Raw genomic sequence first — 16,547 nt, forward strand, 5'->3', positions numbered from 1 at the left:
ATTTTTCCTAACAAATTTCAAGCTGTAAGTGATAAAAATATAACTCCAATAATAAGAAAAATGCCAAAAGACACATCCATTAAGTCCGTTTTAATAATAGGTTCAGGTCCGATTGTAATTGGTCAAGCATGCGAATTCGATTATGCTGGATCCCAATCTGCCCGTTCGATCCGTGAAGAAGGAATTGAAGTAATTTTAATTAACTCCAATCCAGCTACAATTATGACAGATCCTTCAATGGCGGATCATGTTTATTTGAAACCCTTAACAACAAAGTCAATTATTGAAATTCTAAAGGAGCATCCGCAGATTGATGCAGTTTTGCCAACAATGGGTGGGCAGACTGCTTTGAATTTATGCTTGGAGGCTGATGAAAAAGGTATTTGGCAGGATTTTGGAGTGAGAATGATAGGTGTTGATGTTAATGCTATCAATATTACCGAAGATAGAGAGCAGTTCAAACAATTGCTTCAAAAAATAAATGTTCCAACTGCACCTGCAAAAACTGCTACTTCTTTCTTGGAAGGAAAAGAAATAGCGCAGGAATTCGGATTCCCATTAGTAATTCGTCCATCTTTTACTCTTGGAGGAACTGGAGCGGCATTTGTACATACTAAAGAAGAGTTTGACGAAAAACTGACTTACGGATTAGAAATGTCACCTATTCACGAAGTTTTGATTGATAAAGCTTTAATAGGGTGGAAAGAATATGAACTAGAGCTGTTGAGAGATAAAAATGACAACGTTGTAATCATTTGTTCGATCGAAAATATGGACCCGATGGGAATCCATACTGGAGATTCAATCACTGTAGCACCAGCGATGACATTGTCTGATACAACTTTCCAAAAATTACGTGACTACGCCATCTTAATGATGAGAAGTATCGGAAACTTTGCAGGAGGCTGTAACGTACAGTTCGCAGTTTCGCCAGACGAAAAAGAAGATATTGTTGCCATTGAAATCAATCCACGTGTGTCCCGTTCATCAGCTTTGGCTTCAAAAGCAACAGGTTATCCAATTGCAAAAATTGCTTCTAAACTGGCTTTAGGATATAATCTTGATGAATTACAAAACCAGATTACAAAATCAACATCCGCTTTATTCGAGCCGACTTTGGATTATGTAATCGTAAAAATACCACGCTGGAACTTTGATAAATTTGAAGGAGCTGACAGAACCTTGGGACTTCAGATGAAATCTGTAGGTGAGGTGATGGGAATTGGACGTTCGTTCCAAGAAGCTTTGCACAAAGCTACACAATCATTGGAAATCAAAAGAAATGGTCTTGGTGCTGATGGAAAAGGATACACAAACTACGAGCAGATTATCGAGAAACTAACTTTTGCAAGCTGGGATCGTGTTTTTGTAATTTATGATGCCATCGCAATGGGAATTCCATTGAGCCGCATTCACGAAATCACAAAAATTGATATGTGGTTCTTGAAACAATATGAAGAGCTTTATACTTTGGAAAAAGAGATTTCAAACTATAAGGTTTCTAATTTGCCTAAAGAACTTTTGCTTGAAGCAAAACAAAAAGGTTTTGCTGACAGACAGATCGCTCACATGATGAATTGTCTGGAAAGCGAAGTTCATGCTTTGCGTATGTCAATGGATATTAACCGTGTATTTAAATTGGTTGATACCTGTGCGGCAGAGTTTCAGGCAAAAACACCTTATTATTACTCTACTTTTGAGGCTGAAATTGAAAAAGCTAACGGAGAACGTTATGTAGACAATGAAAGTATTGTTACCGATAAAAAGAAAATAATAGTTCTTGGTTCTGGACCAAACAGAATCGGACAGGGAATCGAGTTTGATTACTCTTGCGTACACGGAGTTCTTGCTGCAAAAGAATGCGGCTATGAAACCATCATGATTAACTGTAATCCTGAAACGGTTTCGACAGATTTTGATACAGCTGATAAATTATACTTCGAACCAGTTTTCTGGGAACATATTTATGATATCATACAACACGAAAAACCAGAAGGTGTTATCGTTCAGTTAGGAGGGCAGACAGCTTTGAAACTGGCTGAAAAATTGTCGAAATACGGAGTAAAAATTATAGGAACAAGTTTTGATGCTTTGGATTTAGCCGAAGACAGAGGCCGTTTCTCAGATTTATTAACAGAATTGCATATTCCTTTCCCGAAATTCGGAATTGCTGAAACGGCTGACGAAGCTTCTGCTTTAGCAGATACTTTAGATTTTCCATTATTGATTCGTCCTTCTTATGTACTAGGAGGTCAGGGAATGAAAATCGTAATCAACAAAAAAGAATTAGAAGAGCACGTTATCAACTTACTGAAGCAGATTCCAGGTAACAAATTGCTTTTAGACCATTATTTGGCTGGAGCAATCGAAGCCGAAGCAGATGCAATTTGTGATGCTGACGGTAATGTGTATATCATCGGAATTATGGAGCATATCGAACCTTGTGGTGTGCATTCAGGAGATAGTAATGCTACATTGCCTCCTTTTAACTTAGGTGAATTCGTAATGCAGCAAATAAAAGACCACACCTTTAAAATAGCTAAAGCTTTAAAAACGGTTGGTTTAATCAATATTCAGTTTGCGATAAAAGACGATACAGTTTATATCATCGAAGCAAATCCTAGAGCATCCCGTACGGTTCCGTTTATTGCAAAAGCATACGGAGAGCCTTATGTGAACTATGCTACCAAAGTAATGTTAGGTGAGAAAAAAGTAACCGATTTTGATTTCAATCCTAAATTGAATGGATATGCGATCAAACAGCCGGTTTTCTCTTTCAGTAAGTTCCAAAATGTAAACAAAGCATTAGGACCTGAGATGAAATCAACAGGAGAAAGTATCTTGTTTATCGAAGACCTGAAAGACGACCAATTCTATGAATTGTACTCTAGAAGAAAAATGTACTTGAGTAAATAAGACTCAAATCCTGACAATAAAAAAGCCTCGAAAACGAGGCTTTTTTTGTTAAGGTTTTATTCTGACTATTTTATCGTCTTTAACAATAACTAATTCGCTATTTGCTTTTCTCTTGAATTCTATTAACTTTTCGTAAACCAGATTCATTCCATCGACAATTTTTTGTTGATTTTGAGACCTTTTATATTCTTTCATTCCAATATTTTTTTAAATTAAAAAATTTATTTTCGCTTAAGATTTTTATTTCGGTTTCTAACGATTTTTCAGCAATTAATTCTGGAGCGCCAAATGAATTATCAAAAATAAGGACTTCATCTGCAATTTCAAGATAAATTTCAAAAAGGTTTTTAATTCCGTTTACATATCTGCGTTTGATGACTTCGGTTTCTATGTTATGACCGCCTTCTGAAACTTTTGATTTGACACGTTCCTTTGCTAAATCAATATTTTGAAGCCAAAAGAATAATAATGTTACTCGATATCCTTTTTCTTTCGCTTCCGTAATTTTGTTTTTATAACTTTTTGTTATAAATGTTGTTTCAAATGCAAAATTTTTGTTTTCAGAAAGTAAGTCTTTTATTCTGTTTAACATTATTCGACCTGATTCAAACGAAACTTTTTCGGGTTGAAAAGGAGATAAACCTTTTGCTATTTCATCGGCATTTACAAATTCTTTACAATTTAAAATTTCTGATAAAATAGTAAATCAAGCAGTTGTTTTACCTGCTCCATTACAACCGTCAATGATGTAAAGGTTTTTACTCATTTTTACAAAGGTAAATAATTTTAAGTTTGAAAATTATTGCTTTTTTCAATCATTTAATTTAGAGAATGAAATCTGCAGGAGAATTCTACTTAACTATTATGGTTTTGCTTTTTAATACAATTATGACCATCCATTACAAACATGATTTGTAAAACAATTAATTGCCTAATAAATAAATCATTTTTTGCTTAGGATCAATGCTATTTAATCTGATCCTTATTTGTAATGAGTGTAAGGGATGGATGGTCATGAATTCTATTTTATTCTTTTAGGAATTTTATTATTTGTTTGGTTCCGTCATTCTTTTGGATAGTGATAAAATACAACCCAGCAGTAAAGTTAGAAACATCAATACTGTTGTTTACAAGTTTTTGATTCACCATAACATTTCCTGAAGACGAAATCACAGTTAAATTAGTGTCAGTCAAATCTGTCTTAAAGTAAAGTATATCTTTTGTCGGATTTGGGTAAACTGAAATTGCTATTTCTTTTTGATTTTCTTTTTCTTGAGTTGTTTTAGTAGTCACCAGCTTAGTAATTTTAAACCAGTTGAGGTTTACTCCTGAATTTTGGATGTAAATTCCAAAGTTGTAAGTTCCTGCGTTTACAGTTACTGTTTGCGAAACAGTTTGCCATTTTTGCCAACCTCCTGTGTTTGGAATGGATACACTTCCTAATACGATAGAACCAGCATTTAAATCTGAAGATATTTTTGCTCCGTTTACGGCACTTGCTACTCGGTACTCAATTAAATAAGATCCTGTTGTTGGGAAATTTATATTATTGTAAGCCATCCAATCTCCAGTATCTGTATAGCCTACATTGAGACCTCCATCGGTATCTGTAGTAGGTTCTGTTTGTATACCAAACATATTAGTGAACGATTCTGCTTGTACCAATACTGAAGGTGTAGCAACGTATGGAATCAATTTCCATTGACCGCTTGTTTGATTTATACTTTCCCATTGTTGGATATTACCACCATTCATAGTACTAAAAGCAGCGACTTCTACCAGTTTACCGCTGTGACCTGCAACAATTTTGTAATAACCATCTCCAGTAGGAACTAGGATAAATTTTTGATTGGTTGTTCCGCCATAGGCATATTGTTCAACATTTGCTCCATTAGCTTTGTCAAAGGCCTTTACATCCATTGATAAACCACTATGTTTAGCAACGATTTTGTATATTCCATTTCCTAAATGAGTAAAGACGAATTTTTGATGGTCTCCATTGTTGAGAGTAGCTTGGGCAATATTTGCATTATTTGCAGTACTAGCAGCTGTTACTTCCATATACAAACCGCTAAATCTGTTTTGTAAATAATAAGTTGTATTTCCTAGAGTATCTGTTCCGTTGGAAATAATTCGTATCGATTTTACTTTGTCATTCCATGTTGTATTCAGACACGCGTTGTTTGCGTTTATCAATGTCGAACTACCTGCAAAATTATCTTCTTGAAAAAGAATTGCTTGAAAGCCTTCAGTTACTCGTATTGAGGATATTACATTTTCATCAATTCCTAGCTTTTTTAATGCGGCCAAATTGTATTCACCTAGTGATAATCCGCCAGAAAAACCAGCGTAATTACAATCCTTATACACCGTTATAACATCAGTTGTTGAGGGAATAGTTGGAGTCGAATTGGCATACCCTCCAAAACTTGCTATAACTTTTGTTGGTTTTGGAGAATGTAGTGATGGGGATTGATCAGCTACATCGTCATATGCAAAACCATAAGATAAATTGTCTACACTAATACCGGGTAAATGCCAAAATTTAGCATAATGATTTGTTGGATTGCTTTGATAGAATTTAGAAGCATCATACCAATTTTGTTGACCAGGGTTTGGAGTTGTGACATTTACCATATGTCGATTTATGGCTGCTGTCAATTGAGCTTGTACAACAAGGTCTAAATCACCATCATTTATTCTTCTGTCCAAAACACCTTTTCCTTCCAAAGCTTCTTGTGTAGAAGGTCTGTATTGTACTCTACCAGTTCTGCCTACAAAACCTCCTGATTGTCCAATCACTTCGAGCTGTTCACCAATGATTCGTCCTTTGAACACTCCTGCATCACCAGCATAGAATATCAAATCCTCATTTTTGTATTTGTTCCAAATGGCGTCTATATACGATTTTAAATAATTAGCTTGTGGACCAACTGTAGTTCCTCCGGTTCCGTCAGCAAAAGCAGGTGTTTTGGATGGTGCAGTAATCTCTCCTGTACTGTTATTTAAACAGCCTTGAAATTCGGTGGGAACGTTGTTTTTAAATGAAGTGATTATGTCCTCGTGTTTTAATAGTTCACCAACACGTTTTTGATAACCATCAGCACCAAATAATTCTAATCCCATTGGATATTTATACGAATCGACTCTTGATGGATTTCCAAAGAAACCATATTGGTTATTCGTTAATTCAATTATCTCATACAATATTCCTTGATTAGGATCGGTCGGGTTCAATGGATTTGGTGAGGTATATCCTTTAATTGCTCCTGATGCTCCAAAAAAATAAAAATACAATTGAGATCCTTTTGAAATAAAAACACGACATCCAGCAATTTGTGGTAAAGTAAAAGTCTTGTTTGGAATTTCACTCAACTTCACAAAACAATTGGCGTATTTTGAGTTCAATCCAGGGCCTGTATTTCCTCCAATAGTTGGCCCTACCACTGTGTTATAGGAAGGATTCATTGGGAGTACTTGACTGGTTTTTGCATTTACCCAAACATGATTACCTGTAGTGTAATCAATTCCAACAATCGCTACATATAACTCATTGTCATTAAATGTAGACGTGTTTTGGATAGTAAATGGGATAGGGCCTTGTGCATAAAGTAAGCCAGAGAAAAAAACTAATAACATAGATATGACGGGATATAGATTCCGTTCGGTACTTTTTTTCATAAACATTTTTTAATAGGTTAGTTTAAATTACATTTTGGGGGCAATTAATCTAAAGTTAAATATAGGTTTTTTATTGTTAATTATGTTATTTGTAGTGTTTTTTTTAAGTAATCAAACGTTAAGTACATAAAAAAAAGCAGAATAGATTGTTTTTCAATGAGTTGAGTCCTGTTAAAAGAAATTTTGACAAGTAACTTAATCCGTATTTGAATCGATTAATTTCTCGATGCTCTGCATCGGGGGGTTAGAGGAAAGTTTGAAAACCTAAGGTTTTAATAAAATAAAAAATTAATTTTCTTCCTATTGATACCCGAAGCTCTGCCTCGGGGTAATTCATTACGCTTTTTGTCATGTATTAAGTTAAATTTTTATAAAAAATCTGGAGCTACTATTTTACTTCTTTTTCAGCTTTTCCTTAAAAAAGTCAATAGTTCTTGTCCACGATAAAGAGGCAGCGGTTTCATCATATCTTGGAGTAGTATTATTATGAAAACCGTGATTGACTCCAGCATAGAAATAAGCGGTATTTTCGACTTTGTTCTTTTTGAGAATGACTTCATAAGCAGGCCATCCCTCATTGACACGTGTGTCCAATCCTGCATAATGCAATAAAATTGGAGTTGTAATTTTTTCAGCTTCTTCAGCAGTGGGCTGACCTCCATAATAAGGTACTGCCGTTGATAAGTCAGGGATTTTAACCGCCATCATATTGGCAATCCAGCCTCCAAAACAAAACCCGACAACGCCTACATATCCATTGCAGTCTTTGTGAGATTTCAGGTATTCGTAGGCAGCAATAAAATCTTCAAGCATTTCTTCACGGGTACGTTTTTTTTGGAGTTCTCTTCCTGCGTCGTCATTTCCGGGGTAACCGCCCAAAGGAGACAGTGCGTCTGGTGCTAAGGAGATAAAACCCTCGACCGCCGTTCTTCTTCCAACATCTTCGATATAAGGATTGAGTCCGCGGTTTTCGTGTACTACAATGATTCCGGGTAATTTCTTTTTGGTTGCTGCAGGCTGTGATAAAAGTCCTTTTATTGCTCCCCCGCCTTTTGGAGACGGATAGGTTATATAATCTGATTTTATTCTAGGATCATCAGGTTTGATTGTTATAGTATCCACATAATTCGGAGTCATAAAACTAAGGAGAGAGGGAACAGTTAAGCTTCCTATCGCAAAGAGTGACAGTTTTTCAATAAACTGTCTTCTCTCTATTTTGTTGTGAGCGTAGTCGTCGTACAAGTCAAAAATTTCCTGACTGATATCTTCTTTGGTCAGTTTTTGCATAGCTTTTTTGTTTAAACCAACTAATTTAGAAAAAAAAGCTATTGCTTCTGAATTTGGTATGAATGTTTTGTGTCAGCAGATTTTATTATATAACAGACTTTATTTTCAAAAATGAATAAAGAATATTAATTCTTAATCACCTTAAATGTTTTTTTTGCAGTTCCATAGGTGACAACTGCAGTGTAAATTCCAGCGGTTAAATGATTGTCAATAGTAATGTTTTGGTTGGTGTAGAAATCACTGCTTGAAAAACAGACAGCGCCTTTTGCGTCGATTATTTTAAGCTGTATGGGTTCAGTAACTGTTGATTTTATTTGAATTTTTGTTTCGGATGTAAAAGGATTTGGATAAAAAAATAAGGTGTTATTTTCTGAAGTTTTATCAGTAATTCCGAGAGTGCTTTCGTCAGTGGCATCAATATAATTGAAATTGAAATTTGATTTATAATGAATTCTGATATAATTTTCTCCTTGAGGCAGGTTTATACCGGAAACAATTTTGTCTGTGTAAGTCTGCATGCCTCCAGTGGGATCAAAAGTTTCATTGCTTTTTATAATCACACCATTCAGACTGATGGCAAACACGCCTTTGTTTAGTGAAGCTACACGAAAAGTCATTTGGTAAGAACCATTTTTGGCGACATTAACCAGGTATTCGCCCCAGTCTCCATTGTCTGTAAAACATACATTTTGAGCTGTGCCTCCATCAGTAGTATTCTGCAGTCCGGTTCCTTTGCGGCGGTAATGTCTGTTAGCAGTAATCCGGCCGGGAACATTCATTTTTTTTGTGGTATAGGGAATATTAATATATTCAGTTCCTATTGGTCTGATGGTTCCGCTGGACGCTCCGAGTAATTGTCCTTCCAGCATATCTGTCCAGTTTGCAGGAACTCTGCCGGTAAACCAGGAATAGCGATAGATATCGGGATCGTTTTCAAAAGCGGTAACAATCTGCTTCATGAAATTAGTTTTGTCTGCTGCTGATTGTACTACTCTGTTGGCAAATTCGGTTACCCAAATCGGAATATTGTATTTTTTTAATCCTTCGGTAACACCAATTACAGATCCGGATGTGTCATCATAAGTGTGGAAAGCAATATAATCTACTTTACAGGCTGGGCAAAGGCGGAAAAACTCATCGTGCCAGGCAATAGGACTCGAATATCCTCCATAGTTGGAAGGGCCATTATAAGCAGGAGAAGCACTTACAATTTCTAAACCTTTTGCAGCTGCTATTTTTTCAATATTTGGCCAGGCATTTACGGCTTCCTGCGGTGTTAATTTTGCACCGTCATTAAAATTTGGTTCATTGAAGGCTAATAAATATTTGGCTCCGGGTTTTATAGTAGCAATAAATGCATCTGGATTATCTATTTTACCCCAAGCCATCGGTACAAATTCTACCCCGAGGCTTTCATAACCTGCATTAATTGTAGCTTCAGGTACAGCAGACCAATTATACCACCAGGAGATGCCGGGTTTCAAAATATTTAAATCTCCATCACTGTGTTTGCCGTAAGCAACGCCTCTTTTTGGGCTTACTTGTGCGTGGCAGTTGTTATAAAATAAAGAGCTAATCAGCAAAATGATATAAAGTATTATTTTAAGCATAAAAGAATCTCGTATTTGGTTTTAAATAGATAATGCCAAATGTACTGTAACGATAAATTATTTTGTATTTGAAAAATCCCATCAAAAACACATCAAATTTGCTTTATTTTATTTTAAAGTAATGAATTTGTTTTTTACTTAATAATTTAACAAAAGGATGGCTTTATGCCTCTTTCCATGCCTAAAAACTAAAAACATTTCTTTACTTTTGTGCCAACCAATATTTGAGTTATGTACAAGATTTTTATACGTCCTATCCTTTTTTGTTTTGACCCGGAAAAAGTGCATTATTTTACTTTTTCATTAATTAGAATAGTTTCAAAAATTCCCGGAATTCCATCTTTATTCCGATTTTTATATCAAGTAAATGATCAAAGGTTAGAGACCGAAGTTTTTGGGTTAAAGTTTAAAAATCCAGTAGGTTTAGCAGCTGGTTTTGATAAAGATGCCAGTTTGTATAATGAGCTTTCTAATTTTGGTTTTGGATCTATCGAAATAGGAACTTTGACTCCAAAAGCACAGCCGGGAAATGAGAAAAAACGTTTATTTCGTTTAAAAGAAGATGCGGCAATTATTAACAGAATGGGTTTTAATAACGGTGGCGTTATTGAGGCAGTGGAGCGTTTAAAGAAAAATAAAGGCGTCTTGATAGGCGGAAATATTGGGAAAAATAAAGTGACTCCAAATGAAGAAGCGACTTCTGATTATGAAATCTGCTTTGATGCATTGTTTGATCACGTAGATTATTTTGTGGTCAATGTAAGCTCGCCGAATACTCCTAATCTTAGAGAACTTCAGGAGAAAGAACCTCTTACTCAATTATTGCAGACTTTACAGAATAAAAATCTGGCTAAGCCAAAACAAAAGCCAATACTGCTTAAAATTGCTCCAGATCTTACAGATGAGCAATTACTGGATATTATCGATATTGTAAAAGAAACAAAAATTGCTGGTGTAATTGCTACGAATACGACCATTTCACGCAAAGGATTAAATTCTTGCAGCCAAACTGAAACCGGAGGACTTTCCGGTAAACCTTTGACGTCAAGATCTACCGAAGTGATTCGTTTCTTGTCTGAAAAAAGTAATAGAGCATTCCCGATTGTCGGAGTGGGGGGAATACATTCTGCCGAAGATGCTTTAGAAAAATTAGAAGCAGGTGCCAGCCTTCTTCAATTATATACTGGTTTTATTTATGAGGGTCCAGCATTGATAAAGGAAATAAATAAAGCTATTCTGTTAAAAAAATAGTTCCAGCATCGATTTTCTTTCTTTGTAACTCAAAAACCTTTTTATATATTTGAAACCCACATAAAAAAGGTTTTTGTTCCGATGAGATGAAAAAGTGGGTTCCTGTTAACCAAAATTTAAATACTTTTTCGGAAGAAAGTTATGGAGGCAATAAAAATTATCGAATGTCCGCGGGATGCTATGCAAGGCATAAGGGATTTTATTCCTACCGAAAGAAAGGTCTCATACATACAATCTTTGCTTAGAGTTGGATTTGACAGCATTGATTTTGGCAGCTTTGTTTCGGCGAAAGCCATACCGCAGATGCAGGATACTGCCGAAGTTTTAGAACTGCTGGATTTGTCTAAAACTAAAAGTAAATTATTGGCTATTATTGCCAATGTTCAAGGAGCTTCTTTAGCATCACAATATTCCGAAATTCAGTATTTGGGATTCCCTTTTTCGATTTCGGAAAATTTTCAGATGCGTAATACCCATAAAACCATAGCTGAATCTTTGACAGCGCTGGATGAGATCTTAAATATAGCAGATAAAACCAATAAAGAAGCTATTGCTTATCTTTCTATGGGTTTTGGAAATCCGTATGGAGATCCTTGGAATGTTGAAATAGTGGCGCAGTGGACCGAAAAATTAGCGGGAATGGGAGTGAAAATTTTATCACTTTCTGATACAGTTGGAAGCTCAACTCCAGATGTGATTGAATATTTATTTTCTAATTTAATTCCGCAGTATCCTCAAATTGAATTTGGAGCACATTTACACACAACACCGGATAAATGGCTGGAAAAATTAGATGCGGCTTATAAAGGTGGATGCCGTCGTTATGATGGAGCTATTCAGGGATTTGGCGGCTGTCCAATGGCTTCGGATAACCTGACCGGAAATATGCCGACCGAGAAATTACTTTCTTATTTTACAGTTCAAAAGGAAGAAACCAACTGCAGTCCCATGAGTTTTGAAAGTGCCTACAATGAAGCTTCAAAATTATTCGGTAAATTTCATTGATAAAAAAATATTTATGATATTAAGTGTTTGATTATTACGGGTTTTAATTTTTTTTGGCTTAATTTAGTAGTGTTTTACTATTATAAGAAACAGCTATTAAAATCTGTAATATGAATTTTACTTTTTTCAAAAGAATTATTTTGATGACCTTTTTGGGATGCTGTTTTTTTTCATGCAGCAGTGATTTGGATTTTGATCAGATCAATGATTTTAATGCACAGCCAGTCCTTATTGGTAATCTTGCCTACTTCAATATAAATGCTCCTGAATTTATTTCGAACGGATCTGAAACTCCTATTTTTTCATATACTTCGGATGTCGATTTTTTAAACAAGTCTTTCATCAACGAAAATTTGGTTAAAACTGAATTGTATTTTAGAATTAAAAATACAATTAATAGGAGTTATGCTTTTACTGTTACTTTTCTCAATAAAAATGGAATACCAATTTATGGTATAAGGATGGATGTTCCTGCATATAACGGAACTGAAATTCTTGTAGAAAAAACAGAAACATTTTCTGCAGCTAATGTAGATATATTAAAAAATACAACCAAGATGGTTTTCTCTGTCAGGATGTTTTCGGGACCGCCAATAACAGCCTCTACATCGGGGAGAGTTGAGTTAAGTTCAAGTCTAACCGCTTATTTTGATATAAGATGAGAAAAACAATTATCCTTTTATGCTGCTTTTTCTCTTTTTATGGTTTTTCTCAAAACAAAGAGATTTTATATAACTTCACGCCTCAGCCTCAAAGTTTATTGACGAATCCTGGAGCAGATGTAAAATATAAATGGTTTTTTGGAGTGCCGTTATTGTCTGGTATTTCGGCTAATGTGGGGTCTACGGGATTTGATGCTTATAGTTTATTTGCTGATAACGGAGTGGATTTTACAACCAAAGTAAAGAATGCAGTTGCAGCAACCAATAGTCACGATTATGTAACGGCTAATCAGCAGCTGGAAGTATTTACTGCCGGATTCAGAGTAGGAGGAGAGGAGAGTAAATCTTACGTCTCTTTCGGAATGTATCAAGAATTGGATTCTTTTATTTATGTACCCACAGATCCAGCGATATTGGCATTGTACGGAAATAAAGATTATATAGGCAAGTCCTTTGATTTGGGTGATTTGAGTGTGAAAGCCGAGCTGTTATCTGTTTTTCATGCTGGTTTTAATAAGCAGATTAATGAGAAACTTATCCTTGGAGTCCGAGGGAAAATTTATTCCAGTATTTATAACGCAAAATCAACGCATAACTCAGGTTATTTTGTTACTGTCCAAGACGATAAATTGATTTATAATCAGTCTATATACTCTAATTTAGAGCTTAATACTTCAGGTTTGTCTAAATATTTGGATGAAAATTATGAGGGTGATGCAGGCAGTGATATACGGGATGATATCAGCAAACGTGCTTTTTTTGGAGGTAATTTAGGATTGGGACTGGATTTAGGAGTGACGTATTATCCAAAACGAAATATACAGCTTACAGCCAGTTTAGTAGATATTGGCTACATCAGCCATTCGAAAGATGTAGAAACTTATACCTTAAAAGGGCAGTACAATTATAAAGGAGTAATCACTGATTTCAATTCGGCTGGTACTGTTGGGGATGCTTATCAGGATTTTAAAGAAGCGATTCCTTTAGATACTATATATAGCAAATACAAAACAACGCGTCCTTTGAAATTTTATTCTTCCTTTCAATATTCATTTGAAGAAGACAGGCAGGAAGGATGCAGTTGTACAGTTGATGAAGATGCCTGGTATCGAAGTGCAGTCGGAGCACAGCTTTTTCTGATGTCTACTCCGAAAGAACCTATGGCAGCTTTGACGGCATATTACAGAAGAAGAATTCTCAAAGGCCTGCAGATGAAAGCAACATATACAGTCGATTCATATTCTGCTAAAAATGCAGGATTAGGACTGACAGCCAAAATAGGTGTTGTTAATTTTTATGCTCTGGCAGATAATCTTTTGGAATATAAAGATATTTCTAAGGCCAATGCTTTAACATTTCAAATAGGATTTAATATAATTTCGGGAGGCAGCAGTAAATAGCTGATAAGACTTTTTCCTTCGGTTTTCAGTGTTTAGTACTTCTATGCAATGATGTTTTAAAGTTAAGTTTTGAAATAAGTCTGTCTTTTGAAAATAAAAGAAGAATTACGTATTTGGTCCAAATAAAATAAAAAAAGGGAGTTAGGTAGTTTTTAGCTCAAAATTGCTTATATTTGCACGCAATTCAACTAGAAATTGCAACATGATAGCACATAACTCAAAGATTATCGGTGAAGGTTTAACTTACGATGATGTATTATTAGTTCCTAATTACTCAAATGTTCTTCCTCGCGAAGTGAGTATCCAATCAAAATTTTCCAGAAATATTACGCTTAATGTTCCTATTGTATCTGCGGCTATGGATACTGTAACTGAAAGTGCAATGGCAATCGCTATGGCACAAGAAGGAGGAATTGGTGTTTTACATAAAAACATGACAATCGAACAGCAGGCAGCCAAAGTACGTAAAGTTAAACGTGCTGAGTCTGGAATGATTATCGATCCCGTTACTTTATTACTGACTTCCACTGTTTCTGATGCTAAAGCGGCGATGAGAGAATATGGTATCGGCGGTATTCCAATTGTGGATGAAAATAAAATTTTAAAAGGAATTGTTACCAATAGAGATTTACGTTTTGAAAAAAATGGTTCAAGACCTATTATTGAGGTAATGACCAGTGAAAATTTAGTAACTGTTGCCGAAGGAACTTCATTGGAAGAAGCTGAGGTTGTGCTTCAAGGTCACAAAATTGAAAAATTACCTGTTATAAATGATAAAAATGAGCTGGTTGGTTTAATCACTTTTAGGGATATTACCAAATTGACTCAAAAACCAAATGCCAATAAAGATAAATTTGGCCGATTGAGAGTAGCTGCCGCTCTAGGAGTTACCGCCGATGCTGTTGATAGAGCAACTGCTCTTGTTAATGCAGGTGTTGATGCTGTAATTATTGATACGGCTCACGGACACACTCAAGGTGTTGTTGATGTATTGAAAGCTGTAAAAGCAAAATTCCCAAAACTTGATGTGATTGTTGGTAACATTGCTACTCCTGAAGCTGCAAAATATTTGGTAGAAAATGGAGCAGATGGTGTAAAAGTTGGAATTGGACCTGGTTCTATCTGTACAACAAGAGTTGTTGCAGGAGTTGGATTTCCTCAATTCTCTGCAGTTCTTGAAGTTGCAGCTGCGATAAAAGGAACTGGTGTACCAGTAATTGCTGATGGTGGAATCCGTTACACGGGAGATATTCCTAAAGCAATTGCTGCAGGAGCGGACAGTGTAATGTTAGGTTCATTATTAGCAGGAACAATGGAATCTCCAGGAGAGACTATCATTTTTGAAGGAAGAAAATTCAAATCTTACAGGGGAATGGGTTCTGTTGAAGCGATGCAGGAAGGGTCGAAAGACCGTTATTTCCAAGATGTAGAAGATGATGTTAAGAAACTGGTTCCGGAAGGAATCGTTGGGCGTGTACCATATAAAGGTGAACTGAATGAAAGCATGCAGCAATTCGTTGGCGGACTTCGTGCCGGTATGGGTTACTGCGGTTCCAAAGATATTGCAACATTACAGAATACAGGACGTTTTGTTCGTATTACAGCCAGCGGAATCAACGAAAGCCACCCGCATGATGTGACAATAACAAAAGAAGCTCCGAATTATTCGAGATAATAATAAGTTTTAAAGGCGAAAGTCTAAAAGTTAAAAGGTGTAAGATTAGTTCTTGCACCTTTTTTGTTTGGATGTGATTTTTTTAAGGTAATTAGCTGATGACGAGTATATATCAACTCAACGATCGCTTGAATTTGCAATTATAAGGGTTTTGGATACTTACTCTTGCTTTGGTGCTCGTTTGCAATGAGTACCTACTTAATTATATTTACTAATTAAAGCGTTTGCAACGTGACTAATTTTTTAAATATACAATTTTAGCCGCGTTGCAAACGCTAGTTTTTGTGCTTTAATTTATGTAGGTACTCATTGCAAACAAGCACCAGTGGGAAGTGGTATTTTTGATTCTCTTTGCGGGCACAGAAAACATTTCTGTGCCATCGTTGTCTATATGTTCGAGCGGTCGGGGTTTTATTACCAACTAAATTGCATTCCTTTTCTTTCATCAGTAATTTTGGTAATTGCTATAAGAATACTATTTACTTCCATAATATGTTTGTCAACTATCAAAGATGAAACTTGACAATCATCATCAAAAGCGATTGTTTTCAAACTGTCAAGTACTGTTTTAGCTAAATTATCAACATCAACTTGATGATATCTATCTTTTAATACTGAAATGGATAAATGAACTTGGACGTCGTTCGGCATTTTTATTATATTTTCATCATTGAATTCTTTCTTTGCAATTGAATGTAAATAATCTTTAAAAACCTTTACAGATTGCGAATCTGGTCGCTTAACATAAAAATTTCTCAGTATTGTTTGCAAACCATTTTCATCAATTTCTATTACATCAGTTGGTTGATAAGTTTCTTGCTTTGTTGGAACTTGCATATCGCCAAAATATCCAAATAAATGATCTATTTTTGGATTCTTACGAAAGATTTTATCTGTATTTTCCATATTTAATATTTTGCAGATTCGTGTTAAACTTGCTTATAACGTCTTGGCGCTACACAAGGTTTGGGATTAAAGAGGCGAGATTTTTCCATTATGCACAAATTTTCCAAGTACAAAACCATCTTTAAATTCAGCCAAATGCCCAAATCTCTTGTAG

The 16,547-nt window shown here is 35.4% G+C and carries 11 protein-coding genes and 1 pseudogene; 6 read left to right on the top strand and 6 right to left on the bottom strand.

Annotated elements, in window-relative coordinates:
* The first annotated feature begins 60 nt into the window (after positions 1–60).
* Positions 61–2,916, top strand: coding sequence for a carbamoyl-phosphate synthase large subunit (carB, locus tag IRZ80_RS19455; RefSeq protein ID WP_194643792.1), 2,856 nt, complete (start codon positions 61–63; stop codon positions 2,914–2,916).
* A 48-nt stretch (positions 2,917–2,964) separates the two neighbouring features.
* Here carB and IRZ80_RS19460 read toward each other — a convergent pair whose 3' ends face one another.
* The 5 genes and pseudogenes from IRZ80_RS19460 to IRZ80_RS19480 all read right to left on the bottom strand — a co-directional run bounded on the left by IRZ80_RS19460 (position 2,965) and on the right by IRZ80_RS19480 (position 9,494).
* Positions 2,965–3,111 (bottom strand): hypothetical protein, encoded by a 147-nt coding sequence (locus IRZ80_RS19460; RefSeq protein ID WP_194643794.1) that lies wholly within the window; start codon positions 3,109–3,111, stop codon positions 2,965–2,967.
* Positions 3,098–3,682 (bottom strand): annotated as a pseudogene (locus tag IRZ80_RS19465) (zeta toxin family protein). Before IRZ80_RS19465 ends, IRZ80_RS19460 begins: the two are co-directional and overlap by 14 nt.
* A gap of 260 nt (positions 3,683–3,942) precedes the next feature.
* Positions 3,943–6,597 (bottom strand): beta-1,3-glucanase family protein, encoded by a 2,655-nt coding sequence (locus IRZ80_RS19470; RefSeq protein WP_194643797.1) that lies wholly within the window; start codon positions 6,595–6,597, stop codon positions 3,943–3,945.
* Between the two features lie 393 nt (positions 6,598–6,990).
* Positions 6,991–7,884, bottom strand: a complete 894-nt coding sequence (locus IRZ80_RS19475) for a dienelactone hydrolase family protein (protein WP_194643799.1) — start codon at positions 7,882–7,884, stop codon at positions 6,991–6,993.
* A gap of 125 nt (positions 7,885–8,009) precedes the next feature.
* Positions 8,010–9,494, bottom strand: coding sequence for a glycosyl hydrolase (locus IRZ80_RS19480; RefSeq protein ID WP_194643801.1), 1,485 nt, complete (start codon positions 9,492–9,494; stop codon positions 8,010–8,012).
* 231 nt (positions 9,495–9,725) lie between these two features.
* On the opposite strand from IRZ80_RS19480, the gene IRZ80_RS19485 reads away from it, so the two are divergent.
* The 5 genes from IRZ80_RS19485 to guaB all read left to right on the top strand — a co-directional run bounded on the left by IRZ80_RS19485 (position 9,726) and on the right by guaB (position 15,487).
* Complete coding sequence (locus IRZ80_RS19485; RefSeq protein WP_194643803.1) at positions 9,726–10,745, top strand: quinone-dependent dihydroorotate dehydrogenase; 1,020 nt, start codon at positions 9,726–9,728, stop codon at positions 10,743–10,745.
* 141 nt (positions 10,746–10,886) lie between these two features.
* Positions 10,887–11,750: a hydroxymethylglutaryl-CoA lyase gene (locus IRZ80_RS19490; protein WP_194643805.1), complete on the top strand. Its 864-nt coding sequence runs from the start codon at positions 10,887–10,889 to the stop codon at positions 11,748–11,750.
* Between the two features lie 110 nt (positions 11,751–11,860).
* A complete protein-coding gene (locus tag IRZ80_RS19495; protein ID WP_194643807.1) occupies positions 11,861–12,412 on the top strand; it encodes a hypothetical protein in 552 nt (183 codons plus the stop codon).
* Entirely contained in the window at positions 12,409–13,812 is a 1,404-nt protein-coding gene (locus tag IRZ80_RS19500) for a DUF5723 family protein (RefSeq protein ID WP_194643809.1), read from the top strand. Before IRZ80_RS19495 ends, IRZ80_RS19500 begins: the two co-directional genes overlap by 4 nt.
* Positions 13,813–14,014: 202 nt before the next feature.
* On the top strand, positions 14,015–15,487 hold the full coding sequence (gene guaB, locus IRZ80_RS19505; protein WP_194643811.1) for an IMP dehydrogenase: 1,473 nt from the start codon (positions 14,015–14,017) through the stop codon (positions 15,485–15,487).
* Between the two features lie 414 nt (positions 15,488–15,901).
* Here guaB and IRZ80_RS19510 read toward each other — a convergent pair whose 3' ends face one another.
* Entirely contained in the window at positions 15,902–16,393 is a 492-nt protein-coding gene (locus IRZ80_RS19510; protein ID WP_194643813.1) for a RusA family crossover junction endodeoxyribonuclease, read from the bottom strand.
* Positions 16,394–16,547: the final 154 nt, after the last annotated feature.

This window comes from Flavobacterium sp. HJJ, from assembly GCF_015351475.1.
In the GTDB taxonomy this organism is placed as follows: Bacteria; Bacteroidota; Bacteroidia; order Flavobacteriales; family Flavobacteriaceae; genus Flavobacterium; species Flavobacterium marginilacus.